This window comes from Metabacillus hrfriensis (assembly GCF_030127205.1).
GTDB classification, from domain to species: domain Bacteria; phylum Bacillota; class Bacilli; order Bacillales; family Bacillaceae; genus Bacillus_P; species Bacillus_P dongyingensis.
On record NZ_CP126116.1, the window covers coordinates 4,234,495 to 4,260,301 of the forward strand.

Sequence of the window (25,807 nt, forward strand, 5' to 3'; positions counted from 1 at the left end):
CAGACAAAAGCTGCCTATTATTTAGGCAGCCGCAGCTGGTTCTTATCAAAATATTTGCGCTGCAAGTAGTATTGTTCGCGTCCGAGGTACTGATTGACAATCAGCTCCATCTTGCCAAGGTCATCTCTGGTAACGAGCGGATCGAGCTCACTCCACTTTACAACTCTAATAAAATAGTATTCTTTAATGGGAGTGAAAACAACGGGTGAATTCGGCCACTTATCAAACCAAAATTCAATTCTGCCGTGTTTCCTATAAGAATAATGAATGATTTTCATTTTCCATCACCTACAAGTAGATTACACGTTCCGATCCAAAAAGAAAAGAAACAATCGGTTTTCTTTTTTTCCTGACAAGCCTTATTTAAACGTTCTTAAAATCGCTCTTACAGGACTTCCATCTCCATCTACAATTGGCAGCGGCAAAGCAATTAACTCATAATCTCCCTGTTCGGCTGCGCTTAAATCAAGCCCCTCTAAAATGAAAATTGAATGCTCCAAAAATGAATGATGGGCAGGAAGCTCTTTGCTCTTCATAAAATCAACAGAAGGAACATCCACACCTATCAGCTTGACTCCGATCTCTTTCAAGTAAGCAGCTGCATCAGGGTGAAAATAGGAGAACTCTTCCGGAAACCTTAACGGATCATCCCACGAATCTGTTCGGATCAACAGCCTTTCTGTTTCAGAAAGATCTGCTTTTTTCAGCTCGTGCGCTGTAATCACTTCAACATCCTGAAGGTGTATCACTTTTGCTTTTCCGCAGTAGATTGATAGCTCGAGCTCATGCACTTTTTTCCCCTCTGAGTCAACATGAAAGGGTGCATCTATATGCGTACCGGTATGGGTGCTCATTTCAAGTTTGCCTACATTAACGGATCCGCTTGCTTCTTTTGTCCACATTAATTCAAAGTCAAATGGCGTATCGCCTGGCCACGTTGGCGTGCTTTTTTGAATAGGTCTTGAAATATCAATAATCATTATGCGATCACCTCACGCTTATTTTCATATTGTTCATATCTTTTTTCCCTCATAATGTCTTTTAGAAACTGTATTGTTTTCCAAAGTTCTTCATATGATGTATACAATGCAACTGGTGCCAGTCTGATAATGTTTGGCGATCGGTAATCCGGGATGACGCCAGCCTGCTTTAAGGCTTTGCAAATCCTTGCTGCTTCAGGGTGCTGGAGAGCTACGTGGCCCCCGCGTCTGTCATCTTCAGCAGGGTTGATGATGCGAAAAGCAAATCCTGAAAGCTCAGAATCAATTAAATCCATCATAATTCTTGTCATATTCAGCGACTTTTTGCGAATGGCTGAAAGAGTAGCTTCTTTAAAAAGCTGAAGAGACGCAGACAGAGGCGCTGTACTGAAAATATGGGGCGTTCCAATTTGATAGGCTCCGGCAGAGGCAGCAGGAGTAAAGCTGTGGTCCATATCAAATTGAGACTCTTTATTCGATCCAAACCATCCGCTTAAGCCCGGCATTTTCCCCAAGTGCTTTTCATGAACAAAGAGTCCTGCAGAAGCCCCGGGTCCTCCGTTTAAATACTTGTAATTGCACCAGTAGGCAAAATCAACTCCCCATTTGTGAAACTCATGCGGCACTGCCCCCACTGAATGGCACCCGTCAAACCCAATCAAAATCCCCCGGTCTCTTGCGGCTTTCGTCAGCTTTTCTATATTCAAAAGCTGTCCGCTCCGGTAAAGAACGGTAGGCAAAACAACTAATGCAATTTCATTTGTCATACAAGCAATGATATCGTCCTCTTCGAGGGTATGGCCATCCCTGCTTTTCGCCTTAACTAAATGGACATTCGGATCGAGCCCTCTTAAAGACAGCTGACTCTGCAGCGCATAAATATCAGATGGAAAATTCAGGTCATCTGCCAGAATCTTCGTACGCTTCTTCTCTGGATGAAAAAAGCTTGCAGCGAGCTGATGCAGATTGACTGTTGTTGATCCGGTCACAACTACCTCATCAGACTTCGCCCCTATTAAAAATGCAGATTGCTCGCCAAGCGTTTCTGATAAGGTGTACCAAGGCTTTTCTCCTTGAGTCCAGCCGTCAATCCCATACTCCTTCCAGGCATCAAGCATGGATATCAATGCGGCCTCTGCCCTTTTTGAAGGCAGTCCAAGGGAATTTCCATCTAAATAAATCACATCTTTTTTCAGATAAAACTCATTTCGAAAATGGGCAAGTTCATCTTTCTCATCAAGAGCTGCCGCCTTTTTAAGATCCATTTGCATTCAATCCCTTCCAGCTGGAATCTGTAACAGCATTCACTTGTCCAATTAATCTGTCTAAAATCTCTTTGGCAGTCAGAGATTCTGTAATCATTCTTAAACCCTGTCCTGCCCACAATGACATGTTTTCCGAATTGAGCTCTTGTGCAGCATGACTGCGCAAACTTTTTGTCATTTCATTTTGTACAGGATAAGGTAAAATGCTGTTTTCAAATGGTTTCATCTTTTGAATAAAGTCATTTTTAATTCCACGGGCATATTTGCCGGAAAAGGCTCTTGTCAAAACGGTCTCATCTTCGTTGCTGCTTAATACCTTTGCTTTGTAAGCAGAAGGGGCTCCGCTTTCTGTACATGGAATAAAAACACTTCCCAGCTGAACTGCATCTGCACCAAGGATCAGCGCTGCTGCTATTCCTCTTGCATCTGCAATTCCCCCGGCTGCAATAATAGGAAGGCTTAGAGCGTCTGCTGCTTGAGGTACAAGAGCCATTGTGCCAATGCAAGAATCAGCGGAGCTTTTAAATGTACCTCGGTGTCCTCCTGCTTCGCTTCCCTGCATAACGATAACGTCTGCACCCCGCTCTTCGAACAAAAGAGCCTCCTCCACTGTTGTAGCTGTGCCCATCACAATCCGGCCTGCCCGTTTAAGCTCCCTGACTGCTTCTATTGAAGGAAGACCAAAAGTAAAAGAACAGATCGGCACATCATTTTGAAGAACGGCCTCAAGCTGCTTCTCATAATTTGATTGACTCTTTTCATATGTGAATGAAATATCCTCCGCCGGCATATTGAATTTTTCAAGGACACCCTTCATCGCCAAAATATCATCTTTGCTGATCCCTGCTTCTTTTTCAGGGACGAAAAGATTCACATTAAAGGGTTTGCCTGTTAAACCTTTTATTTCTTTTATTTGCTGATCAAGCTGAAAGGACGTTAGATACCCTGCACCGACTGATCCCAATGCTCCGGCCTCACTGACTGCACTGACCAGCTTCGGGACAGTAATTCCTCCTGCCATCGGTGCTTGAACAATTGGGTATTCAATCTTAAGCAGCCTGCTTATAGAGGTATGATTCCATGTCATTCAGTTTTCCTCCCATCTCTGAAGAATGCTGTATATCTTCTTCTACATGCCGGCCGCTGTTCCCTGCCATACTAAAAGGAATACCCGCATAGAAGCAAATATCGAGTTCATTTTTGCTGATTATGCTAAAATGGTAAAAAATAGATTAGGATAGATTGGAGTTGTCTTAGTTGGAAGAGTTATGCCCGCTTTGCAATCCCGAAATGATAGAAGATCAAAAAGCCGTTCTGTCCAATGAACATTGCCTCTTTTTGCAAATGCCTCAAAAAGTACTGAAAGGCTCGGGCTTAATCGTTCCAAGAGAGCACAGGCCAACCGTTTTCGATTTAACAGAAGAAGAGTGGCACGCAACTTTCAGCCTGCTGAAGGAAGTGAAGAAATGGCTCGATGATATGGATCAGCCTGATGGCTATACGATAGGATGGAATTCAGGAGAAACAGGCGGACAGCATATTTTTCACGCTCACCTGCATGTTATTCCCCGTTTCCAAGACGAGCCTTATGCAGGACGCGGCATTCGCTCCTGGCTGAAGGATATAGACAATATGAGGCCCTCTATCATAGATTAAGAAATGCCCTTATAGGGTAAAAAATAAAAAAGAGAAGAAATAGAAAGGAGTTTTTACCCGATGACGATTGTTTATATAAGCATCGCGCTAGTAGTTTGTGCACTAATTTATTTAGGAACCTCTGCTTTTAGAACGTTTAAAAAAGCAAAGCCTGCATTGCAGGATCTTCAAGAAACGGCTAACCGCATCCAAAAGCAAACAGAGGGCATACAAACCGAAACAACCAAGCTAACTGCAACACAGGAGAAAATCATGTCAGATGTGGAATACAAAAAACAGACAGTCCAGACAACAATTGAGATCGCCAAAGAAACACCTGAAACATTAAAAAGCTTTAAAGAATTTTTGCCGGCTAAAAAAAATGAACGGTTTACTCATAAGGTACGGGGATAAAAAGAAGGCGGCTCGTCTGAATGAGCCGCCTTCTTTTTATGATTTTCCAGGAGCAGGTTCTACTGCTTTCTCCACCAAGTTTCTCCGATTTTCATGACCTTAAGCAGCTCTTTATCAAGCGAAAGTCTTTCCCATTCTGAATACAGGCGCCCGAGGGCTTCGGGTCCTGTATCATCTGCCAGTCTGTATGCGCCATAATGCATGGGGATAAATGGACCTTTCGAATTTAAATCAAGAAACGCCTGAATCGCGTCTTCCGGATTTATGTGGGAAACCTTCATAAACCACTCCGGCTCATAGGCTCCAATCGGCATTAGGACTGCATCGATATCGTATCTGCTCCCAATCTCTTTAAATCCTCTGAAATAACCTGTATCACCAACGAAATATACTGTGTAGGGCGTGACAGTATCCTCTATCAACCACCCTCCCCAATGAGAAGAGTTGGTATCCCAAAGAGTTCTCCTTGTCCAATGCTGAGCAGGAACGAAGGATAGCTTTCCGCCATATACTTCAAATGAATCCCACCAATTTGCTTCTATTACCTGCTTATATCCTCTTCTTTTAAAAGCAGGTTTCAAGCCTTCCGGCACATAATATACCGGATTTCCTTTTAATTGTTTAATGCTCGCAAAATCAAGGTGGTCATAATGTCCATGCGAGATTAGAACAAAATCGATCTCAGGAAGATCCTGTATTTGAAGACCCGGCTTTGTAAGCCGTTTTTGAACACCCATTCTTTCTGCCCATACCGGATCAGTCAGGATATTTTTTTCATTTAGCTGTATCAGAAAAGTAGAATGGCCGATCCAGGTGATGCTCATATCTGATCGATTGTTTTTTAATTCAGCTTCAACTGTTTTTTCTGTTCGTTCAATCGATAGAGAAAGATCCTTTTGCTTGCTCCTTCTTTCTTTCATCCACTTTCTCAAATCAGAAAAGTTCTTCGTATTTTGAACATCGTCAAGATTTTGATACTTTTTCACAATGAAGACTGAACCTTTACATAAAAAGTACGTTCTCTAGGACCGTCAAACTCACAAAAGTAAATTCCCTGCCACGTGCCGAGAACAAGCTGTCCGTCTGATACAATAATATGCTGTGATGCACCCACTGTGCTCGCTTTCATGTGAGCAGCAGTATTTCCTTCATCATGCCGATCTTTCTCATGGTGCCATGGATAGATTTCATCAAAACGTCTGATCATGTCTTTTTTTACGTCTGGATCAGCATTTTCATTAATTGTAATGCCTGCTGTAGTATGCGGGCAGTAAATAAGGACAGTTCCTTCTTTTATGGAAGCTTCTCTCACTAGTTTTTCAACACTTGAAGTCACATCTGCCATCTCGTCGCGAGAGTTTGTTTTTATAGTAAACCTTTTCAGCATTATGCGAGTCCCTCCTTATTCCCTTTGGTTGCATTGTATCATTAAGCAGCCTAATCCGGCACGTTGGAGCTGCCAGCAAGCTTTGAGCTGCTCACTTTAAAATTCATCTCCTCTTTCCCGCTTATATGCTTACTTAATAGAATTTATCCACTTAATAAAAAAACCCAAAAAGGCATTTATCCTTCTTGGGAGTTATGTGATTTTAGAGAACGTAAACTCTTGTTTCAAATGGTTTCAATGTAAATGAAGTAGTGTGCTTATGTTCAGCAACTTCGTAGTTTTGAAGAATCAGCTGTTCTTTAGATAACGGCAGCTTGCTGTACTGGTAAAAAGCCGTTTTGTTGCTGATGTTTGAGATAACCAGTGCTGTTCTGCCTTCAAAAGTTCTTGTGTAAGCATAGATTTGCTTATCCTCTGGAAGAATCAAATCATATGATCCATAAACGAAAACCAGATGCTCTTTACGCAGGTCAATCATCTTTTTATAAAAATGATAGACCGAGTTCTCATCTTTTAACTGCTTTTCAACGTTAATTTTTTTATAGTTATCATTCGCTCCAAACCACGGTGTGCCAGCAGAGAAGCCTCCATTTTTCTCTTCATTCCATTGCATTGGTGTACGGGAATTATCACGGCCCTTATGCCAGATAATTTCCATGATCTCATCATGTGAACGTCCTTTTGCAGTTTCAATGCGGTAAAGGTTTTTCATGGCTACATCATCATAATCATCAATCGACGGGAAATGAACATTTGTCATTCCAAGCTCCTGTCCCTGATAAATAAATGGTGTACCCTGCATTAAGAAGTACATGGCTGCTAATGCTTTTGCACTTTCTGTCAAAAATTCCTTATCGTTTCCCCAGGTTGATACAGAGCGGGCCTGGTCGTGATTTTCAAGAAATAATGCATTCCAGCCGGAACCGTCCAGCCCTTTTTGCCATTTTGTTAATGTTTCTTTTAACTTAATGAGGTCGACTGTTCCTTCTGTGCCATTATCCCATAATCCGAGATGCTCGAATTGGAAGATCATGTTGAAGATTCCATTTGTATCGCCAACCCAGTCTTCTGCCTGCTCAAGCTTAACGCCATTCGCTTCTCCGACTGTCATGATATCATAACGTGCAAACGTTTGCGCTTTCAGCTCGCTTAGGTGCTCCATAATGCCTTCTACATTCATGTGGTAATCAAAAGAGGAAACGAAATCAAGTCCATTCGGATTAGGAAGATCAGGGAAGCCGTCTTTTTTGTTAATATGGGAAATTGCATCTACACGGAAGCCGTCTATTCCTTTATCAAGCCACCAGTTAATCATATCGTAAACTGATTGCCTCATTTCTTGGTTTTTCCAGTTTAAATCAGGCTGTTTTGTTGCGAATACGTGCATGTAATATTGATTTGTTGCTTCGTCAAGCTCCCAGGCAGAACCGCTGAAGATACTTTCCCAGTTGTTTGGCTCTTTGCCATTTTTGCCGTCGCGCCAGATGTACCAGTCACGTTTGTCGTTCTCTTTTGAAGATCGTGATTCGATAAACCAAGGATGCTCATCACTAGTATGATTCACTACCAGATCAAGAATCAGCTTCATTTCTCTCTTGTGCACTTCAGAGAGAAGGTCATCAAAGTCCTCCATTGTACCGAAGTCTGCCATAATGTCTTGATAATCGCTAATGTCGTAGCCGTTATCAGCATTAGGCGATGTGAAAATCGGGCAAATCCAGATTACATCAATGCCGAAATCTTTTAAGTAATCTAATTTAGAAATAATCCCGCGGATATCGCCAATTCCGTCACCGTTGGAATCCATAAAGCTTCTAGGATATATTTGGTATGCAACCGCTTCTTTCCACCAAATCTTTTTCAACTTAAACACTCCTTTATATCAACCTTAACGTCAAGTAAGACGAATGAAAAATAGGAATAAAATATTAAAAAGCAAAGTATTCGCTTACATTTATTAAAAGTTGTCATTACTAAAAAATATTATACTCTAATTATGTTAAAGATTGAACAATTTCTGTTGAATTCCTTCTAATTGTATTTATAGAAAAAAGAAGAAGGTATCTGCACTGGATACCTTCCTAAATTATGCAATTCTGGAATCAGGCTCAGCTGATTTCTTCTTCAGCCAGTCTTTTCCTTCCACTAATCTCGAAATCATCATGCTGCTGACATTGTCACCGGTTGCATTGAGCATCGTTGCAGGCGGATCAATAATCGTGGAGATTGCCGCAATGATAGGCAAGGCTTCCGGAGGAAATCCGTAAAGCGTCAAAATCAGCATCTCACCAATCATTCCGCCGCTTGGAATAGCTCCCATTACAGTCCCAACGAGAATGGCAACGAGGACAACACTCGTCAATGTGCCCAATCCTGAGAAGTTCATTTCAAAGATTCCAAAAAGGAAGGCAATCTTCAGCACACCGCCAAGGACAGATCCATTTTTGTGAAGAGCAGCGCCCAAAGGTACAGTTGTCTCGCGAATATCAGCGCTGATACCCATTTTCCGTGTCGCTTCAAGGTTCACGGGAATTGCAGCTGCACTGCTGCAGGTAGCAAGTGCAGTCACGGTTGGAGAAAGCATGTTTTTCCAGAAAACAGCTACAGCCTTCTTTTTGCCTGACATGAATGCGTAAAATGTAAATGCAATCACAAAATAGATAAATGCTGAGACGTAATACATGACACCCGCTTTAAAATAAGTACCTAAAAGCATCGGACCGTATTCTCCGACTAAAGTGGCGAAATAAGCGCCAAGTCCGATCGGAGCATAATACATAATTAATGAAACCAGCTTCATCAAAACTTCTGATCCAAAAGAAAGAAAGCTTGCAAACGGTTTCCCTTTTGACTCTTTTTGGGATGATGTTCTGCGATGGAGTTGGACAATACTGAAATACTGGAAACACATAATTTTTATGGCGGATAGATTGCAGCCTGATTTCAAGATAGTTCCAGCCCTCAAGAAGAGAAATTCTGTGTTTCGCTGGGGGATTAAAATCAGATTGGTCTAGTCAGCAAAAAACAGGCAATCATTCAAGATTACCTGCTGCTGTTTCCATCTTTTTTTTAGCTTCAAGCGTTCTGATATGATGCCCTTCCATATCGGTTACAGTAAACTCGTAGCCGTCAGACATGATTTTGTCTCCTTTTTTCACATCGATTTTCTCTGTGAGCACCCAGCCCCCAATTGTGTCGACATCTTCTGAATCAATCTCGAGCTGAAGGAGATCATTTACTTCTTCAATAAGTGCTTTGCCGTCAAAAATGTAATGAAAATCGCTTTTCTTTTGAACATTAGGCAGTTCGTCCACATCAAACTCATCGCGGATTTCTCCGACAATTTCTTCAAGAATGTCCTCTACTGTTACAAGTCCGGCTGTACCGCCATATTCATCTACCAGGATTGCCATGTGGATCCGGTCTGTCTGCATTCTCAGCAATAAATCCTGAATGTGAATCGTTTCGATCACCTTGATTACGGGACGTATATAATTTTTAAGCAGAACACCATCTTTTGACATGTAAAGGGCATCTAAAATTTCTTTAATATTGATTAGACCAACAATGTTATCTTTATCTTCATGTTCGAGCGGATATCTTGTATATCTTTCGCTTCTCATGATCTCCAGATTTTCTTCGAAAGAATCTTCAAGGGATACCGTAGTCATCTCTGTTCTTGGAACCATAATTTCTTTGGCAATTCGGTTGTCAAATTCAAAAATCTTATTGACGTATTTATATTCTGACTGATTGATTTCCCCGCTTTTTAAGCTTTCAGACAGAATAATCCGCAGCTCTTCTTCTGTATGGGCAACTTCATGCTCGGATGCTGCATGCAGGCCGAAGAGCCTGACAATAAATAAAGCAGAACCATTCAGCGTTTTTATAAAGGGATACATGATTTTATAGAAGAAAATGAGCGGACGGGACAGCGTCATAGTCACCCACTCGGCTTTTTGAATGGCAAGAGTCTTTGGCGCAAGCTCTCCAATAACTACATGCAAGTAAGTAATGGCAATAAAAGCGAGCACAAATGATAAAATGCCGGAAAGAGATGGGTTTAATCCCCATGAATCAAATAGCGGATGAAGCAGATGTTCAATTGTCGGCTCTCCAAGCCAGCCCAGTCCAAGAGCTGTGATTGTAATTCCCAGCTGGCAGGCAGATAAATATTCATCAAGGCTTCCAGTCACTTTTTTTGCAGCAATGGCATTCTTATTTCCTTCTCCGACCAGCTGATCAATTCTGGAACTTCTCACCTTTACTATGGCAAATTCCGCAGCGACAAAAAAACCGGTTGCAGCAATTAACAGGGCTACCAATATCAAATTTGTGGCAATCAAGAGTTCCCTTACCCGTAATTCGGATAAGGTCACCTCCCTTCTATGGTGAAATCCATCTCGCTGAATTCTTGATATATAGTTTTTATTCTTTACTTAATAGATGGCATTTAACATCTCATTTATTTCCATATTCGCCTCAAACGAAAAAATTCTTGAATATAGCCCCATACAGATACTGGTGACATTAAGATTTGATACGTTAAGACAAATAAGAAAAAGCCGGCTGTATTTTTTCTGACTCTTAAATCAAGCTCCATGAAGACTTTTTTCTGGTAAGAGTAAATGCTGAAATAGCTGATTAAGGTAATCGGAAGAACAAATAAGGTCATCGGTCCTACGATCCAAAAGTAACCGAAAAAAGCGAGAATAAGTCCAGGAATCCAAAAAACTGTGTATGTAAAATCCAAGTATGGCATGATAAAGTTTATGCCCGTCAGAAATTTGGCGAACAGAACCGGCTGATGCCAAGGCTTCATTTCCTTTAAAGCTTCTATCATTCCCCTTGCCCATCTTGATCTCTGCTTTGCAAAATGACGAAATGTCGATGGAACTTCAGTAAATGCAACAGCAAGAGGCTCGAAGTATACCCTGTAATTGCGGTGAAGGAATCGCCATGTCAGCACGATATCCTCACCAATTGCTTCAGGCCATCCGCCGATTTCTTTAACTGCTTCTGTTTTATAAAGACTAAAAGCTCCTTGTGCAACAAGCGTTCCCTGATAAAGCCCCTGAAGTCTCTTAATGGCTGCAATTCCAAGGAAATAATCCCATTCCTGCATTTTGGTCAGTAAATTTTCGCGGCTGTTTCTGGCAAGAATCGTACCCGCGACGGCACATACATCTTCTGGTGAGCTGACCATTCTTGCCACAATGTGCCTAATGGCGCTTTTATGTAAAAGTGTATCTGCATCAAGTGTCAGAACAAATCCCGAATTTGTTTCACTGATTCCCCGGTTTAAAGCATGAAACTTTCCGGTTTCCTCCTCAAGCAATACGCGAATGTTCAATTTCAATTCAACACCCGCCTTTTTTGCTCTGGCAACCGTTTCATCTGTTGAACCATTATCAACCACAATCACTTGCATTTCGCCTTCATAATCCTGTTTAGAGATGTAATGAATCGTGGTCCCAATATTTCTTTCCTCATTTCTTGCAGCAATAATGACCGTAACCGGCACATCCGGGCTGATGATCTTAGGCCTCGGCTGTCTGTCAATCCACAGACTGCATACTAAAAATGCATTTAAATATCCTGGAATATACGCAATTCCGGCAATAATAAAAATGGCAAAAGGAAGCCCGATGATTTCTGCAAGCTCCCTGACCCACGGCAATGAAATCAGAATCGAGGCGCTCATCCAAAGGATTGCGGCTGTCTGACTGATCCAAAACTTATTTTTTACAGATACATATCTTTTTTTCATTAGTTATCAACCTCAGGTATGCCTATTTTTTTTATCTTTTACAAAATAAAAAATAACATGCCGGAAGACAAACTTTAGAACTTTTACCGATTGCCGAAAAAATAGAGCAAGATTGCACATACTACAGAGGAATACGTATTGAACGGACATAAGGAAGTGAAACGATGAAATTGACTGAAGATGAAAAAAACGCACTCAGCGATGCGATTGATAAAATGAATGAAGGTCTTGATGTCTTTATCCAATTCTATAATGACGCAGAAGAGGATAAGCCTATAATTGAATTCTATGAGAAAACAATGTCAGCCATTGAAAAAGCTATAGGCGTCTATGGAAAAGAGGCTGTCACAGAGAAAATCAATTCTATTATCAGAGAGGTTCTTTCATTTCTTCCGAAAGATAAATAAGAGGTGAGTTTGGTGAAAACGAATAAACTATTAATTGATTGGCTGAAATGGCCCCTGTATTTCAGAATTGTTTTGATCGTTATGCTGATCGTGCTTCTTTTCGGTCAAATTATTTCTCTTATTGAACCTGAAGTCTTTCCAACCGTGTTTGATGGAATCTGGTGGGCGCTTGTCACCGTATCCACCGTAGGCTTCGGAGACTATGTGCCTGAAACTGTTGCGGGGCGCTCTGTTGGAATGGTGCTCATTTTAATCGGAGCAGGTTTTGTCACAACTTATTTCGCAACATTGTCAGCTGCAGCTTTTCAAAAACAGCATTCTTATCTAAAAGGGGATACTGCTTTTAAACATGGCAATCATATTGTGATTATTGGATGGAATGAGAAAACGAGCGAACTGATTGAGACATTCCAGAAAATAAAACCATACAAAAACCTCGTACTAATTGATGATACGCTTGAGGAGTCTCCTCTTATTGAAAATCTTCATTTTATTAAAGGCAACCCGACAATAGACCGGACGTTAGTGAGAGCAAATGTCGAACACGCAGATGCAGCCATCATTACAGCCAACCAGCATAAAAATGAATCGGATGCAGATATGAACTCCATTCTCATTTTACTTGCTTTGAAAGGGATAAATCCTGATTTATATACAGTCATTGAGCTCGTAACGGGAATGCATGTGAATAACGCAAAGCGTGCCGGAGCAGATGAAATTATTAAATCGTATCAGCTGTCAAGTCATTTAATGATGAACAGTTACTTAGCAAAATACGGCTTATCCAGTATTTACTCTGAACTGAACGCTGCAAAAGGAAACTTTTTTAAAATCAAACCGATTCCAAAAGAATTAATTGGAGAAACTTTTCATGCGGCAAGCCACGCCCTGCTTGAAAAAGAGATGCTGTTAATCGGCATCAAAAAAGGAGATGAGACGAAGTTGAACCCGCCTATCTCCCAAATCCTGCAACAGGATGATCTTCTCATTCTGATTACTCATTAATCCAGCAGTACCGCTTCAAGTTCTTTCACTAAATCCTTGCCAATATCGATATACTTTTCAGGGAACTCGGCATCCTTATCCTGTGGTTCCTGAAATTGATCAAACGAAGCTTTCACATTTCCGATACGAACGTTATCATCAAGTCCAATTTGGTATTTATGTGAAAGCAGATATGGATTTGTCAGCTTAACGGTAGTATTTTGCGAGTCAAGCTGGCCATCCACTGCTGTAAATGGCACACGAAGAAACTGATAGCCTGCTTCATCGTCAATTTTGTAATCAAACGACCCATGATCATACTCCCAGCCTCCGCCAATTGAATAGCCAAGCGGCTTTAGCTGCTGTTCAAGATGGTAAAGTTTAAACGACTTTCCTTCAAGCTTTGACGGAATTTCAATCATAATTTCGACCTCCTTTTTTATTATGATTTACAACGTGGAGAGATTTTATAAAAAAAGCACAACGTATTGCGTTATAAAGCTTAATTAGAAATTCAAGGAAGTAAGAGAAGGGAAATCAAATTAAGAGAATGTGTTCAGCACTCTTTAAATAATCTCCCTATTTAGTTGAATAGCAAAGTACTCTTTCAGGGAACGCAAGCAAGCCGGGGAAAGGTTTCAATCTCCCCGGCTCCTGCTTTATTTTTTTCAAACATGTATAATTTTTATCAGCCTTTTACTGCTTGTTCTGGCATGCGTCCGATTGTTTAAGAACGAAAGTATGAAATTAGATATGAACATTTCTCAACAATACTTAATTACTGCACGCTTAGCCTGAAGATAAATTATATTATCTCACCCGAGATTATCCGAAAACTGTTCTTCTGAAATTACTCGTAACCCGTTTCTTTTTAGTAAAGCAGTTGTGACTCCATTTCCAACAATTTTCTTACCTATAAATTCACCATTGTAAATCATTGAACTCCCACAGGATGGGCTACCCTCTTTAAGAACAACAATTGTTGCATTAACCTCTTTTGCTTTATTAAAAGTTACATAAGCTCCTTTTATGTACTGTTCAGTTACGTCTCTTCCTGATTTCTCGACTACTTTGGCATTCCCATCCAGTACATCTTCCCCGTTGCCGCCTATTATCTCAGCAGGTTCTCTTGGTGTTGAAAAACCACCAAGCAATTCGGGACAAACGGTTATTGCCTTATTTTCTTCTATTAGTTTACTTATCTTGTTATCTAGACTATGCGTACCATTATACCTTACCTCTAACCCTGCTAAACAAGAACTCACTAATATCATTTCTTTCATATCCCCTCAAGCTAGTAGGACCTTCTTGTACAACCAAATGGTTCCAATTGTTCAAAAAAACAGCAATATTTTATGAAGTTATGCCAACCGGGGCAATTTAATTGATTGATTTACTATTAACTTTTGCTCCCTTTTATATCGTTAATTGCCTTTTCAAAACAAAGATTGACTGTTCTTTCGTTTGAACGAGTTCGATGCCTTGTATTAGCAGGTACAGTAAATATTTCACCTGGAGTTAATGAAACTGTTTCACCGTTTTCTAAGTCTATGAAAAGTTCACCTTCTAATACATAAAATAACTCGTCGCAATCCTCGTGTTTATGCCAGTGAAATTCTCCATTTATCACAGCTATTCTAAGAGCGTGGTCATTTACTTCACTTACAATAAAATTTGTGTAGTCCTTTTGGTCTTTTATTAATTCATTTAAGTTCATAACCTCTAATTGACCTTTTTTCATCAATCTTATACTCCTCGCAAATCTATTCTTTTTTAATGGACTAAATTCAGGCCATAGACTAAAAAAACATTATCTTTGTCAACTAAACGCGTCCGTTTCTCTAATTTCCATTTTAAAGAAACTGCACAAAGAAAAAATAGCCGAAGTATTTGTTACTTCTATCTGCCTACTTAGTCCCAAATTCGAACTCTGGGTATGCCTGCAGATCTTAGATAATCTAATAACTGACCAGTGTGGACAGATTCATGATAGGCCACACGCAGCAGCATATCTCCCAGACTTCTTATGTATCCAGATTCGGATCTGTCAATTTTTATGGTATCTAAATCTTCTTCAGAAAACGATTTAACTGTATCTATGAACTGTTTTCTATACAGGTCTGCAAACTCTAATTCTGCTTCTACTGATGTATAGGGAAGGTTTTCAAAGGGAGAATCAAAAGTAGAGAGGCTCCCTCTGTTTTTAATTGCCAAGTGATAGTAATGTTCACTTTCTAATACATGTCTAATCATTTCTAAACAAGTCATAGCTTTATCATCTGGTTTCCAATTAAGTTTTTCTGCGGGAATAGAAGTCCAAACCTTTATGCTTCTTCTTCTAACTTCATTAAAATTTAAGATAATCAAATCAATTGAGTTCATAATTTCCTCCTTTGAAAAGTATGTCTTAATTATACACGAATGAACGTTCGATATAGAGTATGAATGATGAACAATTATGAAAAATAAGGATAAAGAATATAAAGACAAGTTTGAGGAGTCTAAGAAAAAGGATTCAGTTTCTTTCGCGGAATATGGATTACTAGTGCAAATCCTTGCCAAACTACCGGCACCGGCACAATTAGAGATTAAGAAAAATTAGGACACAAGGATGTTACGGCCGAATAAACTATTTATTACCATTTTACAAAATATATGGAAGCCAGATCAATAAAAAAATTCTCGGAGTATATGGCCGGCTCAAACACATTTTAGCAAGGAATGTGGTCAGTCGCCCTTTTTATACCCCGAGAACTATGCAATTACCTTATAAAATACCACTTAGGAAAGTGGCGTAAACCCTTATTCCTCTAAGCGTTTCTCAAGCTTTGCTTTTACTTCTTCAAAACCTGGTTTCCCGAGTAAAGCAAACATGTTCACTTTGTAAGCTTCAACACCTGGCTGGTCAAATGGGTTGACGCCCAGCAGGTATCCGCTCATTGCACATGCTTTTTCGAAGAAATAAACAAGGTATCCGAATGTGTACTCGTTCATTTCCGGAAGATTCACGATTAAGTTCGGAACGCCACCGTCTGTATGAGCAAGCATTGTGCCCTGGAATGCTTTTTTATTAACGAAATCAACTGTTTCACCAGCTAAGTAGTTTAAGCCGTCCAAATCATTTTCTTCTGCTTCAATTGTTAATTCATGACGAGGCTTCTCTACGTTCAGCACGGTTTCAAATAAATCGCGGCGGCCTTCTTGAACGTATTGTCCCATTGAGTGAAGATCCGTTGAGAAGTTTGCTGAAGCAGGGAAAATGCCTTTTTGATCTTTTCCTTCACTTTCGCCAAACAGCTGTTTCCACCACTCTGAAAAGTATTGAAGACCCGGCTCATAGTTAATCAGCATTTCAATCGTTTTACCGCGGTTATATAAAGCATTTCGAACAGCAGCATATTGGTATGCAGCATTATCTTCCAGCTCAGAAGCTGCAAAATCTTCCATTGCTGCTGCCGCGCCTTTCATCATTTCCTCGATGTCAGCTCCTGCAGCAGCAATTGGCAATAAGCCAACAGCTGTTAAAACTGAGTAACGTCCTCCGACATCATCTGGAATAATGAATGATTCGTAGCCTTCTTCAGTTGCGAGTGTTTTTAATGCACCGCGGGCTTTGTCTGTTGTTGCGTAAATACGGGATTTAGCTTCAGCTTTGCCGTATTTTTCTTCAAGCAGCTTGCGGAAAATACGGAATGCAAGCGCAGGCTCAGTTGTTGTGCCTGATTTGGAAATAACATTGATAGAGAAATCTTTCCCATCAAGAAGATCCATTAAATCCTTCATATAGGTTGAGCTGATATTGTTGCCCACAAAAATAATCTGAGGTGTTTTGCGGTGTTCTTTAGAAAGAGCATTGTAGAAAGAATGATTCAGCATTTCAAGAGCAGCACGTGCCCCAAGGTATGAACCCCCAATTCCGACAACTAAAAGAACATCTGAATCAGATTTAATTTTTTCTGCACTTTTTTGAATGCGTGCAAATTCTTCTTTATCATACTCAGACGGAAGATCAACCCATCCTAAATAGTCGCTTCCCGCACCTGTTTTTTCATGAATTGAATGATGTGCCACTTTAACGAAATCGCGCAAATATGTAAGTTCGTGTTCACCAAAAAATGACAACGCTTTAGAATAATCAAAACGAACATGTGTCATTGCAGTTCCTCCATCGCATATAAAAATTTTTATCCTCTTTCACTTTAACGAAACTGAGATAGTAAATCAAGCGAGCCTCCGGATGTAAACGCGTTCATTCCAAAAATAAATAAAACACCCTGCCGAAACAGAGTGTTCTTCTATTATAGAGATGCTCTTAAAATCGCAAGTACGTCTTCTTTATTGAGCTTTTTAAAGTTGCCGAATTCTCCGTTAGACATTGCTTTATCGGCAATCAGGTCAATCTTCTCGTTTGTGATGCTGTAATCAGCCAAGCGGCTTGGTGCGCCTAAGCTGCTCCAGAATTCACTTAGCTTATCAATGCCTTCTAATGCGATGTCACGATCTGATTTCCCTTCAGGATCAACATTGAATACTCGTACAGCAACTTGTTTGAAGCGGTCAACGTTCTCATCCAGCGTATGTCTCATCCAGTTAGGGAATAGGATTGCGAGACCTCCTGCATGCGGAATGTCATACACAGCTGATACAGCATGCTCAATGTTATGAGTCGCCCAATCGCCGCGGTAACCCATTTGCAGAGATCCGTTTAATGCAATTGTGCCTGAATATAGGATTGTTTCGCGAAGCTCATAATTTTCTAAGTCATTCATCAGCTTAGGAGCTGTTTCGATTACTGTCTTTAAAGTAGCTTCACAGAAACGGTCCTGCAGCGGTGTGTTTTTCGTATGGTGGAAATATTGTTCAAACACATGCGACATCATGTCAACCATTCCATACACGGTTTGGTCCTTTGGAACTGTAAATGTGTTAACAGGATCTAAAATAGAGAATTTCGGGAATGTAAGAGGACTTCCCCATCCGTATTTCTCTTGTGTTTCCCAGTTAGTGATAACAGAACCTGCATTCATTTCAGATCCAGTTGCAGCTAATGTCAAAACTGTTCCAAACGGAAGAGCTTCTGTCGGCATATGTTTTTTGGTAACGATATCCCAAGCATCTCCGTCATACTTTGCTCCTGCAGCGATTGCCTTTGTACAGTCAATTACACTTCCTCCGCCTACAGCTAAAAGGAAGTCAATATTTTCGCTTTTAGAAAGATTTACGCCGCGCTCTACAGTCGATAACCTTGGATTTGGTTCAACCCCTGCAAGTTCGAAAACATTTGCTCCTATTTCCTCAAGCTGTGCAAGTACTTTATCATATAAACCATTACGCTTAATGCTTCCGCCACCGTAAACAAGGAGAACATTTTTGCCGTATTTAGGCACCTCAGTTTTTAGCTGTTCAAGCTGATCTTTGCCAAAAATTAATTTAGTAGGATTATGGTATGTAAAATTTTCCACAATCATCGCCTCCTTACTTTTTATAAAATAAGTATGGCCTTCTTTCGATTGTTTTTGCAAGAAATGCGCTCGGCAAACTCTTTTTTTGCCTGGATGAATAATTCTGCTGATTTCTTCAAACTCTATGAGTGCATTCTCATATCTGAAGGAGGTAACATCATGAGCGCATTACAACGCATAGCACTTGTACTTACTATTATCGGAGCGATAAACTGGGGTTTAATCGGCTTCTTCCAATTTGATCTAGTAGCTGCTATTTTCGGCGGCCAAGACTCTGCATTATCAAGAATTATCTACGGACTAGTTGGAATTGCCGGCCTTATCAACCTTGCAATTCTGTTCAAGCCGGCAGCTGAAATTGCTCGCGACGAGCCAAAACCAGAAGCACGATAAAATAATATGTGCAGGCACCGAATGCCATCATTCGGTGCTTTTTTGTTTTTCAGAAATTTATTATCGCTGAAATTCAACTTTATTTAGCCGCATTCTGCTTTTATATAGCTGAAACTCGGAATCATTTAGCCGAAAAAGCAATTTATTTAGCGAAATACAAAAGCCTATTTAGACTTAAGGTTTCGATAAATGCCTAAAATTGTTTTTATTAGCTGCAGCAAATCGTTTCCTGCCACAAATTCTTTTCTCCGAAAATCATTTTTCACACAAAAAAAGAATCCATCCGCTAAGGATGCATTCTTTTAAATAAGGCCGGATTTATTTATTTGTTTGTTTAGATTGCTCAATCCACTCTTCTAACTTTTCTTTAAGAGTGTTGAAACCTTGTGGAGTTTCGTTAGAATAAGCAGGAGTTGCTTTCACTGTAGCTTGGCGCTTTTTAGGCTTTTTAGGAGCTTCAGTTTGTGCTGGAGCTTCTTGAGTTGCACGAATTGAAAGGCTGATTTTACCAGCTTGCTCGTCAACTGAAAGAACTTTCACTTGAACTTCGTCGCCTACTTTTAATTGCTCGTTGATATCTTTAACAAAACCGTGTGCGATTTCAGAAATGTGAACTAAACCTTGTGTTGATTCATCTAATGCTACAAACGCTCCGTAGCGTTGGATTCCTGTTACTTTGCCTGTGTGAACAGAACCTGTTTCGTATTTTGTGCTCATGGTAACACTCCTATATAAGTTGTATTTTTCTCGTTTAATATACGCAATTTAAAACTATATCATATATCCCCATTTTTTTCAATGAAGTTTTTTATTTATGTCAAGCATTTGAGCTTTCAGAAGATGCTTTTAGCCGATTCCCCTGTTCCAAGAATCCGGCTATCCTATAAACTGATCCATTCCAAAAAAAGATCCCTCTGGGTATCATAAATACACCACTCTTTTTGAATTAATTCAAAAAACAGAAGATAGCCAATCGGGATATGATCATAGGCTATGATACATCTTACGGTTTCGTTATTCCGATCGTAAAATTTCTTTCCATCCATTTCCAAAGAAATCGGATTATCCTTTTCCTCATAAAACTGAAGACATCCTTTCGTCAGAAAGTCTCACTAATTTTCGAACAGCAAGCTTATCCGTTTGAATCTGCATATCGAACGCATCCTTTTACCTATTAGAAAAACCGGGCAACAAGCGCCCGGCTGAATCGACTATATCTTATCCGCCTAAGTTGAACTTTTATCAACCTGTTTACTAAATTTATCCACTACAGGTTTTTCAGATTTTCCAACCGAAATTTCCATCTGAATTAAGAATTTATCTGTGAAACGACGGAGCAGCCTTCTTATTGATAAACGACACTTGAAGTGTAGTCCCCTAGATCAATTTTCACTTTATAACTGATTGAGGATCCATCTTTAAATATCAATTCAAATGTTGCTGTATCACCTTCCTCATTATATTCTTCGTAAACCTTATACACTCTGTTGGAAATATCTTGAAACTCAGCTGATTTATTCTTTATTTCCATTTCAAACTCTTCTTTAGCCGGTGTTCCTTCTCCTTTGTAGAGAAGGCCGTAAGCAGTATCTGCATCTCCTTTTACAACTGCATACATGTAAAGTCGGATGATGTCGGGAGGCTGCAAGTCTCTGAGATCCTGGATATCTCCATTCTCTTTATATACTAGGTATGTCTTGTGAATCTTGTCAGGAAGGGGAAGGATATTGAATTCCCTGCCCCTCTTATATGAAACAGCAGGAACTAAACCTTCAGGAACATCCACCTGATATTGCTCATATTTTTCTCTAGAATCAAACGTAAAGTTTTTTTCTTTTAATTCGTTATAGAACCTTGTAACAACTTCCGCCGTTTGACTATTTGGATCCTTTTCCATTACATATTCGAGTGCCGACTTCCATTCCTCTTTCAAACGATTCTCTTCATCAATTGCTTCCGAATTCGTAAGCCCTTTTAAGAGTAAAAACAGCCAAAATTCATACCGCTCTTTCAACTTTTCACCATATTTAAAGTTCGGATTTTTATTAATAAAATCTTCTAATGCAAGTGTTCGATCTGCAAGCTCCTGAGGTGAAACACTGACTGCACCGTCTTCCGTCACCTGAGCCTGATTTTCAACTTCAAAATACTTCTTCATCTGCGGGCTCGGCCTTAGTTCGGTTTCCAATAAAGTCAGGTCAGGCTGAAAATTAATCATCCCTTCACCTTCATGATAAAAACGATAGCCGCTGTCTTTAATTTCTTTCACTATAGGTCCTGCTTCAGGATCGTCTGTGCCAGTACGATTCAATTCATCAGCAAAAGCAAACACATCTGTATAGTGTATGTTCAGTGATACAGACAGCCACTTTTCAAAGTAATATTCATTCATCACACGCTGTTTTTCAAGCAAACTGATGATTTCTTCATCTTTAATTTGCTTTCCTTCTTCAGCTTTTGCACGCAACTTGGCAAGCTGTTCACTTGGAACTGAGACATTTTGCTCAACCGTCTGCTTCACCGTATTGTAGTAATTTTCAAGCTCCTGATTTGATTTATAGGTTTCCCGTTTTTCAAAATCAGCAACAGCTTTCCCTGCATCTTGTATAAAAGCATATTGTTCCGCATCAGCTATGCTGACAGCTTCATCAAATGCAGTTAATTGATCTTCATATAGCTGTCTTATTTCTTTATGCCTTTCTTCAATGTCTTCAGCTGAAGGCGGCACAACTGCTGCAGGAGGCTGATCGCCAGTTCCTCCATTTCCCCGCATTAAAAGCTGGGTACCCAGCAGTCCCGCTATGATTAAGACGCCAATGAAGCTTGCGGCATATAGGGTTTGAGCAGAGAAAAAGCTCCGTTTCTTTTTCTCTTCCTTTTTAATTCGTTCCATTATTTTATCGGAAGAAGTTTGCGATGGCAGCTGCTTATATGATTGTTTTAATTTCGATAATCTTTTCTCAAAGATTTGATCATCCATGAGTTTCACCTTCTTTCTTCTCGTGCTCCTCCAATATCTTCTTAAGCATTGTTTTTCCTCTTAATATTCTTGTTTTAACAGTAGATAACGTGATCGACATAATTTCAGCAATCTCTTCATATTTCAGTTCATGAAAAAAATAAAGCACAATTGGAACTCTATATTTTTCATCAAGCTTTTGAAGACAAAGATGAAGGGCCCTGTCTTCTTCATTTTGAAGAACATGAGCTTCTACCTCCGGATAATCATAGGCAGGCTCGTTTTGAATTTTAAAGACCTTTTTCATATTTGACATTCGTTTTCTTGCAGCATCACGCGTGACATTTAGGGTTATTTTATAAAGCCAGGTCGAAAATTTTGCTTTTGAAAATTGATCAAGAAAACGGTACACGCGTATAAATACTTCCTGAGTAATATCATCTATATCATCACGCCGGTTCCCCAGCTGATAAGCAAACTTTTCAACAACTGGAGTGTATTTCTCAACAAGCTCCTGAAACGCATTCATATTGCCTTTTTTTGCTTTTAAAACCAACTCATCATCGTTCATGTTCTGCCCTCCTTCTGACATCTATGAAACGCTGGCAAAGTATCTTTTGTTTCATAATATATCTATTTAGAAGAGAAAAAATGTAAATAAGAGGTTTATCAATCAAAAAAAGGGGAATACTATTAGCGTATAAGCTTTCTAGTATTCCCCCCTTTTGTTTATTGGACAAACCCAAACGGTTTTGTCCTTTTTTTGTTTAGAATTCCTATTGGAAATTTTTCATAAATATAGAAATTCTTCTTAATGCCTCTTGCAGCTGTTCTAAGGAAGAAGCATACGAGCATCTGATAAAGCCCTCTCCGCTCTCGCCAAAAACATGGCCAGGCACAACAGCTACCTTTTGTTCGAGCAAAAGACGCTCAGCAAATTCTTCAGAACTGAGTCCGGTATTCGCAATTGAAGGAAATGCATAAAAAGCTCCTCCCGGCAGATGGCAAGGCAGCCCAATTTCATTAAGGGAGTCAACGAAGTAATTTCTTCTTTGCCTATAGCTTTTTTTCATCTGCTCAACATCCTGCAGTCCGTTTTTCAGCGCTTCGATTGCTCCGAACTGGGCCATTGTTGGAGCACACATCATAGCGTACTGATGTATTTTAAGCATGGCTTGAGAGAGTGCAGCGGGTGCCGCAACAAATCCAAGTCGCCATCCAGTCATCGCAAAGCCTTTTGAAAAACCGGAGATTAAAATGGTACGCTCCTGCATGCCCTTTAAACTTGGGAAACTTGTATAGGCCTCATCATATGTAAGTTCTGCATAAATCTCATCGGCTAAAATGATTAGATCGTGTTTTTCAGCCATTTCAGCGATTTGTTCGAGCTCCTTTTTATTTAACACGGCTCCTGTTGGGTTGCTTGGCGAGCACAGCAGCAATCCCTTTGTCCTGTCTGTAATCGCCGCTTCTATGTGTTCAGGAAGAAGCTTAAATTGATCCTCTGCCTTTGTATGCAAAGGCACAGGCACCCCTCCTGCAAGCGATACTAAAGGTCCATAAGAAACAAAGCAAGGCTCTGGTATCAATATTTCATCTAAAGGATCGGTGATTGCTCTTAACGCAATATCCAAAGCCTGACTGGCTCCTACAGTTACAATAACTTCGTCCTCATAGCGATAAGAAACATTGAATTTCTTTTGCAAATACCGGACAATCTCCACTCTCAGCTCTGCAAGACCTGCATTAGCTGTGTAAGAGGTAAATCCCTGCTCGAGCGATAAGATGCATGCTTCTCTGACATTCCATGAAGTGACAAAATCCGGTTCTCCGACTCCAAGCGAAATAACACCTTCCATGCCAGCCGCAAGATCAAAGAACTTGCGGATGCCGGAAGGCTTTAATTGTGAAACGGTTTTAGATAAATACCTCTCTTGTGTCATGGAGACACCACAATTCGTCTGTCTTCATCATCCTGCTCGTAAATTTTGCCGTCATGCTTATATTTTTTCAAAATAAAATGAGTCGTTGTTGACAGCACAGAATCAAGAGTAGATAGCTTATCTGAAACAAAATGGGCAACCTCTGACATCGACCTGCCTTCAATCACAACCGATAAGTCGTAGGCCCCTGACATGAGGTACACCGACTTTACCTCTTTAAATCTGTATATTCGTTCAGCAATCGCATCAAAACCTGTTCCTCTTTTTGGAGCGACCTTTACGTCAATCATAGCTGTTACACCTTCATGACCGTCTACTTTGCGCCAGTTGACAGTTGTCGAATAATCAATAATGACCTTCAATTCTTCAAGGCGTTTAATCGCTTCAATCGTTTCTTCCTCTGACAGCTGCACCATTTTGGCAATTGCAAGAGGAGTCAGTCTGCTGTTTTCCTCTAAAAGCTCAAGTATTTCCGTTTCCTTTTGAGAAAGCTTCATTTCGCCGTCCTCCTTTTATCCTTAAGAATGTTCTGATAATTATAGCATGAACAGGAGAAAACAGACATGGGGTTTCCCGTTTTTTTTCCTCAAATTACGGGTAGATTTTACATGAGTTATTTCTGTAATCAAGGTTAAAATAGTAGAAACTATTGCGGCAAAAATACTGATAACCGTCAGCTTTTTGTCAAAGGATACGAATTCATGTCGTATGAAGAAAAGCGCAGGCGCCGTTTAGCTCAGGTATGACAGTTAAACTTTTTGCCGGATTCATTCTGGCCGAGGGGTTGGACAAGTCCGCTTGCCATCAATGCGCAAAATGTTATATTTTCTTATCTCTCAAAGAAAATCAGAATAAATGCTGGAGTGAACGACTATGGTGACTTTTGAAAATAAACAGGAATTCAAGATGATGATACAGGACATTCATGTTCATTATGAGCTCTATGAGAACCCTGGAAAACCTACAATGGTATTGATCCACGGCTTTCTTTCTTCCACATTCAGCTACCGGCGGCTGATCCCGTATTTAAGAAATGAATATCGTATTATTGCGGTTGACCTGCCTCCTTTTGGGCAGTCGGAAAAGTCCATCGCATTTGTTTATTCATACCGCAATATGGCTAAAGTCGTCATTGAGCTTTTAAAAAATCTTCAAGTGGATGACGCCATTCTTGTTGGACATTCGATGGGCGGGCAAATTTCCTTGTATGCTTTAAAAGAAATGCCTGAGATGTTCAGAAAGGTTGTCCTTCTTTGCAGTTCAGGATATATGAAAAGATCTCATCCCTCCCTTATATTCGGTTCATATGTGCCTTATTTCTATCTTTGCATCAAACATATTATGAGCCGGCAGGGAGTATGGAAAAACCTTTGCAATGTCGTTTATGACCATTCATTGATTGATCAGGAAATGATGGATGGCTATATTCAGCCGTTTTATGATGACCGGATTTTTATGGCTTTATCACGCATGATTCGTGACCGTGAAGGTGATTTATCTGCAGAGGATTTAAGAAAAATTGAAACACCGAGCCTGCTTATTTGGGGTCAGGAAGATAAAGTCGTCCCTGTACAAATCGGTGAACGCATGAACAAAGATCTTCCAAATTCTCATTTCTTTTCGTTAAAAAATACAGGACATCTAGTTCCAGAAGAGCGTCCTGATTTCGTGTCCGAGCGAATTTTCGAATTTTGCGTGTAACATCCAAATACGGAAACAAAAAATGCAGCTGAGAACGACAGATTACCGTTCACAAGCTGCATTATTTTTTATAAGAAGCAATTCAATAGCTATTTTTTCACATTCTTTTAATGGAATAATTTCTTCAAAGGAGAATTCATAAATAGACTGAATTTTTCTGGACAAATGGGAAGGCGCTTCTGAAACATGAACAGCCTGCAAAACATCGAATACTTCTGTTTCATAAGCTTCCGCACCGTAATGTAAGGGATCCCACTTATATAAAATTTCGAGCATCTGCTCATTAGCTTCTTTCATTTCCACTTAATATCACCCATCCATTTCATTTGCATAGCTATTTTATCATATATATTATAAAAGAAAAGCGGAAGCGATTGTTTAGAGCAGACAGACAGATAAGAATTCATCCGAAAAGTCGGGTTTGACTTTTTGGGGAAATTTCTTCTGGCCGAGAAGTTGGGAGTTAGAGCTGGACAAAGAAAAACATTACCAACTGAACAGACCCGG

Annotated in this window: 28 protein-coding genes and 1 pseudogene; 7 read left to right on the plus strand and 22 right to left on the minus strand. The window is 40.0% G+C overall.

Features of this window, described 5'->3' with window-relative positions:
* Positions 1-17: 17 nt before the first annotated feature.
* The 4 genes from QLQ22_RS21030 to QLQ22_RS21045 all read right to left on the minus strand — a co-directional run bounded on the left by QLQ22_RS21030 (position 18) and on the right by QLQ22_RS21045 (position 3,332).
* Positions 18-278: a hypothetical protein gene (locus QLQ22_RS21030; protein ID WP_223437791.1), complete on the minus strand. Its 261-nt coding sequence runs from the start codon at positions 276-278 to the stop codon at positions 18-20.
* A gap of 81 nt (positions 279-359) precedes the next feature.
* Entirely contained in the window at positions 360-980 is a 621-nt protein-coding gene (gene kynB, locus QLQ22_RS21035) for an arylformamidase (protein ID WP_284015496.1), read from the minus strand.
* Positions 980-2,251: a kynureninase gene (gene kynU / locus QLQ22_RS21040; RefSeq protein ID WP_223437795.1), complete on the minus strand. Its 1,272-nt coding sequence runs from the start codon at positions 2,249-2,251 to the stop codon at positions 980-982. The genes kynB and kynU overlap by 1 nt, the downstream gene beginning before the upstream one ends.
* Positions 2,235-3,332, minus strand: a complete 1,098-nt coding sequence (locus tag QLQ22_RS21045; protein ID WP_284015497.1) for an NAD(P)H-dependent flavin oxidoreductase — start codon at positions 3,330-3,332, stop codon at positions 2,235-2,237. Before QLQ22_RS21045 ends, kynU begins: the two co-directional genes overlap by 17 nt.
* Before the next feature lie 170 nt (positions 3,333-3,502).
* On the opposite strand from QLQ22_RS21045, the gene QLQ22_RS21050 reads away from it, so the two are divergent.
* Positions 3,503-3,901 carry an HIT family protein gene (locus QLQ22_RS21050; protein ID WP_420828801.1) on the plus strand — a complete coding sequence of 133 codons (399 nt, stop codon included), beginning with the start codon at positions 3,503-3,505 and terminating at the stop codon, positions 3,899-3,901.
* Positions 3,902-3,961: 60 nt separating this feature from the next.
* Positions 3,962-4,294, plus strand: coding sequence for a DUF948 domain-containing protein (locus QLQ22_RS21055; RefSeq protein ID WP_223437800.1), 333 nt, complete (start codon positions 3,962-3,964; stop codon positions 4,292-4,294).
* Positions 4,295-4,353: 59 nt separating this feature from the next.
* Here QLQ22_RS21055 and QLQ22_RS21060 read toward each other — a convergent pair whose 3' ends face one another.
* The 6 genes and pseudogenes from QLQ22_RS21060 to QLQ22_RS21085 all read right to left on the minus strand — a co-directional run bounded on the left by QLQ22_RS21060 (position 4,354) and on the right by QLQ22_RS21085 (position 11,451).
* Positions 4,354-5,283, minus strand: a complete 930-nt coding sequence (locus QLQ22_RS21060) for an MBL fold metallo-hydrolase (protein WP_223443645.1) — start codon at positions 5,281-5,283, stop codon at positions 4,354-4,356.
* A complete protein-coding gene (locus QLQ22_RS21065; RefSeq protein ID WP_223437802.1) occupies positions 5,277-5,681 on the minus strand; it encodes a secondary thiamine-phosphate synthase enzyme YjbQ in 405 nt (134 codons plus the stop codon). Before QLQ22_RS21065 ends, QLQ22_RS21060 begins: the two co-directional genes overlap by 7 nt.
* 202 nt (positions 5,682-5,883) lie before the next feature.
* Positions 5,884-7,545 (minus strand): glycoside hydrolase family 13 protein, encoded by a 1,662-nt coding sequence (locus QLQ22_RS21070; RefSeq protein WP_284015498.1) that lies wholly within the window; start codon positions 7,543-7,545, stop codon positions 5,884-5,886.
* Between the two features lie 222 nt (positions 7,546-7,767).
* Positions 7,768-8,610 (minus strand): annotated as a pseudogene (locus QLQ22_RS21075) (dicarboxylate/amino acid:cation symporter); the annotation flags it as partial.
* Between the two features lie 103 nt (positions 8,611-8,713).
* Positions 8,714-10,027 carry a hemolysin family protein gene (locus QLQ22_RS21080; RefSeq protein WP_223437806.1) on the minus strand — a complete coding sequence of 438 codons (1,314 nt, stop codon included), beginning with the start codon at positions 10,025-10,027 and terminating at the stop codon, positions 8,714-8,716.
* A gap of 119 nt (positions 10,028-10,146) precedes the next feature.
* Complete coding sequence (locus QLQ22_RS21085; protein ID WP_223437808.1) at positions 10,147-11,451, minus strand: glycosyltransferase family 2 protein; 1,305 nt, start codon at positions 11,449-11,451, stop codon at positions 10,147-10,149.
* Positions 11,452-11,615: 164 nt separating this feature from the next.
* Here QLQ22_RS21085 and QLQ22_RS21090 point away from each other — a divergent pair, with 164 nt between their 5' ends.
* Positions 11,616-11,858, plus strand: a complete 243-nt coding sequence (locus QLQ22_RS21090; protein WP_223437810.1) for an atypical membrane-integrating protein (Mistic protein) — start codon at positions 11,616-11,618, stop codon at positions 11,856-11,858.
* Positions 11,859-11,870: 12 nt separating this feature from the next.
* Positions 11,871-12,863 carry a potassium channel family protein gene (locus QLQ22_RS21095; protein WP_252207337.1) on the plus strand — a complete coding sequence of 331 codons (993 nt, stop codon included), beginning with the start codon at positions 11,871-11,873 and terminating at the stop codon, positions 12,861-12,863.
* Here the strand turns inward: QLQ22_RS21095 and QLQ22_RS21100 are convergent.
* From QLQ22_RS21100 to QLQ22_RS21115, 4 genes are all read right to left on the minus strand, one after another.
* The gene (locus tag QLQ22_RS21100) at positions 12,860-13,264 is read right to left on the minus strand and encodes a YugN-like family protein (protein WP_223437814.1); all 405 of its coding nucleotides are present in this window, start codon (positions 13,262-13,264) and stop codon (positions 12,860-12,862) included. The two genes, QLQ22_RS21095 and QLQ22_RS21100, sit on opposite strands and share 4 nt — an antisense overlap.
* Before the next feature lie 393 nt (positions 13,265-13,657).
* Positions 13,658-14,116, minus strand: a complete 459-nt coding sequence (locus tag QLQ22_RS21105; protein WP_223443647.1) for a 2-thiouracil desulfurase family protein — start codon at positions 14,114-14,116, stop codon at positions 13,658-13,660.
* A gap of 125 nt (positions 14,117-14,241) precedes the next feature.
* On the minus strand, positions 14,242-14,583 hold the full coding sequence (locus QLQ22_RS21110; protein ID WP_223437816.1) for a cupin domain-containing protein: 342 nt from the start codon (positions 14,581-14,583) through the stop codon (positions 14,242-14,244).
* A gap of 170 nt (positions 14,584-14,753) precedes the next feature.
* Positions 14,754-15,224, minus strand: a complete 471-nt coding sequence (locus QLQ22_RS21115; RefSeq protein WP_223437818.1) for a DinB family protein — start codon at positions 15,222-15,224, stop codon at positions 14,754-14,756.
* 76 nt (positions 15,225-15,300) lie between these two features.
* Between QLQ22_RS21115 and QLQ22_RS21120 the strand changes: the two genes are divergently transcribed.
* Positions 15,301-15,444: a hypothetical protein gene (locus QLQ22_RS21120; protein ID WP_223437819.1), complete on the plus strand. Its 144-nt coding sequence runs from the start codon at positions 15,301-15,303 to the stop codon at positions 15,442-15,444.
* Positions 15,445-15,644: 200 nt separating this feature from the next.
* On the opposite strand, the gene QLQ22_RS21125 is transcribed toward QLQ22_RS21120, so the two are convergent.
* Together QLQ22_RS21125 and QLQ22_RS21130 are read right to left on the minus strand one after the other, a co-directional pair.
* Positions 15,645-16,997 carry a glucose-6-phosphate isomerase gene (locus QLQ22_RS21125; RefSeq protein ID WP_223437821.1) on the minus strand — a complete coding sequence of 451 codons (1,353 nt, stop codon included), beginning with the start codon at positions 16,995-16,997 and terminating at the stop codon, positions 15,645-15,647.
* A 143-nt stretch (positions 16,998-17,140) separates the two neighbouring features.
* Complete coding sequence (locus tag QLQ22_RS21130; protein ID WP_284015499.1) at positions 17,141-18,304, minus strand: iron-containing alcohol dehydrogenase; 1,164 nt, start codon at positions 18,302-18,304, stop codon at positions 17,141-17,143.
* Between the two features lie 159 nt (positions 18,305-18,463).
* On the opposite strand from QLQ22_RS21130, the gene QLQ22_RS21135 reads away from it, so the two are divergent.
* Positions 18,464-18,697, plus strand: a complete 234-nt coding sequence (locus QLQ22_RS21135; RefSeq protein ID WP_223437825.1) for a DUF378 domain-containing protein — start codon at positions 18,464-18,466, stop codon at positions 18,695-18,697.
* Between the two features lie 318 nt (positions 18,698-19,015).
* Here the strand turns inward: QLQ22_RS21135 and yugI are convergent, their stop codons facing one another.
* The 5 genes from yugI to QLQ22_RS21160 form a co-directional block, all read right to left on the minus strand.
* Positions 19,016-19,414: a S1 domain-containing post-transcriptional regulator GSP13 gene (gene yugI / locus QLQ22_RS21140; protein WP_101569160.1), complete on the minus strand. Its 399-nt coding sequence runs from the start codon at positions 19,412-19,414 to the stop codon at positions 19,016-19,018.
* A gap of 628 nt (positions 19,415-20,042) precedes the next feature.
* On the minus strand, positions 20,043-21,677 hold the full coding sequence (locus tag QLQ22_RS21145; protein ID WP_284015500.1) for a hypothetical protein: 1,635 nt from the start codon (positions 21,675-21,677) through the stop codon (positions 20,043-20,045).
* On the minus strand, positions 21,670-22,227 hold the full coding sequence (locus tag QLQ22_RS21150) for an RNA polymerase sigma factor (protein ID WP_223437829.1): 558 nt from the start codon (positions 22,225-22,227) through the stop codon (positions 21,670-21,672). The genes QLQ22_RS21145 and QLQ22_RS21150 overlap by 8 nt, the downstream gene beginning before the upstream one ends.
* Positions 22,228-22,432: 205 nt before the next feature.
* Positions 22,433-23,599: an aminotransferase gene (locus QLQ22_RS21155; protein ID WP_223437831.1), complete on the minus strand. Its 1,167-nt coding sequence runs from the start codon at positions 23,597-23,599 to the stop codon at positions 22,433-22,435.
* Positions 23,596-24,096, minus strand: a complete 501-nt coding sequence (locus QLQ22_RS21160; protein ID WP_223437834.1) for an Lrp/AsnC family transcriptional regulator — start codon at positions 24,094-24,096, stop codon at positions 23,596-23,598. The genes QLQ22_RS21155 and QLQ22_RS21160 overlap by 4 nt, the downstream gene beginning before the upstream one ends.
* 376 nt (positions 24,097-24,472) lie before the next feature.
* Here QLQ22_RS21160 and QLQ22_RS21165 point away from each other — a divergent pair, with 376 nt between their 5' ends.
* Positions 24,473-25,300 carry an alpha/beta fold hydrolase gene (locus QLQ22_RS21165; RefSeq protein WP_223437836.1) on the plus strand — a complete coding sequence of 276 codons (828 nt, stop codon included), beginning with the start codon at positions 24,473-24,475 and terminating at the stop codon, positions 25,298-25,300.
* 42 nt (positions 25,301-25,342) lie between these two features.
* Here the strand turns inward: QLQ22_RS21165 and QLQ22_RS21170 are convergent, their stop codons facing one another.
* Positions 25,343-25,597 carry a DUF1871 family protein gene (locus QLQ22_RS21170; RefSeq protein ID WP_223443649.1) on the minus strand — a complete coding sequence of 85 codons (255 nt, stop codon included), beginning with the start codon at positions 25,595-25,597 and terminating at the stop codon, positions 25,343-25,345.
* Positions 25,598-25,807 lie beyond the last annotated feature (210 nt).

Bases quoted from the DNA above. Each gene is read 5' to 3' on its own strand.
- QLQ22_RS21170 (WP_223443649.1), bottom strand. From the start codon at position 25,597: ATGAAAGAAGCTAATGAGCAGATGCTCGAAATTTTATATAAGTGGGAT.
- QLQ22_RS21085 (WP_223437808.1), bottom strand. From the start codon at position 11,451: ATGAAAAAAAGATATGTATCTGTAAAAAATAAGTTTTGGATCAGTCAG.
- QLQ22_RS21090 (WP_223437810.1), top strand. From the start codon at position 11,616: ATGAAATTGACTGAAGATGAAAAAAACGCACTCAGCGATGCGATTGAT.
- QLQ22_RS21115 (WP_223437818.1), bottom strand. From the start codon at position 15,224: ATGAACTCAATTGATTTGATTATCTTAAATTTTAATGAAGTTAGAAGA.
- kynU (WP_223437795.1), bottom strand. From the start codon at position 2,251: ATGCAAATGGATCTTAAAAAGGCGGCAGCTCTTGATGAGAAAGATGAA.
- kynB (WP_284015496.1), bottom strand. From the start codon at position 980: ATGATTATTGATATTTCAAGACCTATTCAAAAAAGCACGCCAACGTGG.
- QLQ22_RS21165 (WP_223437836.1), top strand. From the start codon at position 24,473: ATGGTGACTTTTGAAAATAAACAGGAATTCAAGATGATGATACAGGAC.
- QLQ22_RS21105 (WP_223443647.1), bottom strand. From the start codon at position 14,116: ATGATATTAGTGAGTTCTTGTTTAGCAGGGTTAGAGGTAAGGTATAAT.
- QLQ22_RS21120 (WP_223437819.1), top strand. From the start codon at position 15,301: ATGAAAAATAAGGATAAAGAATATAAAGACAAGTTTGAGGAGTCTAAG.
- QLQ22_RS21150 (WP_223437829.1), bottom strand. From the start codon at position 22,227: ATGAACGATGATGAGTTGGTTTTAAAAGCAAAAAAAGGCAATATGAAT.
- QLQ22_RS21045 (WP_284015497.1), bottom strand. From the start codon at position 3,332: ATGACATGGAATCATACCTCTATAAGCAGGCTGCTTAAGATTGAATAC.
- QLQ22_RS21100 (WP_223437814.1), bottom strand. From the start codon at position 13,264: ATGATTGAAATTCCGTCAAAGCTTGAAGGAAAGTCGTTTAAACTTTAC.
- QLQ22_RS21145 (WP_284015500.1), bottom strand. From the start codon at position 21,677: ATGGATGATCAAATCTTTGAGAAAAGATTATCGAAATTAAAACAATCA.
- QLQ22_RS21125 (WP_223437821.1), bottom strand. From the start codon at position 16,997: ATGACACATGTTCGTTTTGATTATTCTAAAGCGTTGTCATTTTTTGGT.
- yugI (WP_101569160.1), bottom strand. From the start codon at position 19,414: ATGAGCACAAAATACGAAACAGGTTCTGTTCACACAGGCAAAGTAACA.
- QLQ22_RS21160 (WP_223437834.1), bottom strand. From the start codon at position 24,096: ATGAAGCTTTCTCAAAAGGAAACGGAAATACTTGAGCTTTTAGAGGAA.
- QLQ22_RS21135 (WP_223437825.1), top strand. From the start codon at position 18,464: ATGAGCGCATTACAACGCATAGCACTTGTACTTACTATTATCGGAGCG.
- QLQ22_RS21055 (WP_223437800.1), top strand. From the start codon at position 3,962: ATGACGATTGTTTATATAAGCATCGCGCTAGTAGTTTGTGCACTAATT.
- QLQ22_RS21030 (WP_223437791.1), bottom strand. From the start codon at position 278: ATGAAAATCATTCATTATTCTTATAGGAAACACGGCAGAATTGAATTT.
- QLQ22_RS21155 (WP_223437831.1), bottom strand. From the start codon at position 23,599: ATGACACAAGAGAGGTATTTATCTAAAACCGTTTCACAATTAAAGCCT.
- QLQ22_RS21065 (WP_223437802.1), bottom strand. From the start codon at position 5,681: ATGCTGAAAAGGTTTACTATAAAAACAAACTCTCGCGACGAGATGGCA.
- QLQ22_RS21110 (WP_223437816.1), bottom strand. From the start codon at position 14,583: ATGAAAAAAGGTCAATTAGAGGTTATGAACTTAAATGAATTAATAAAA.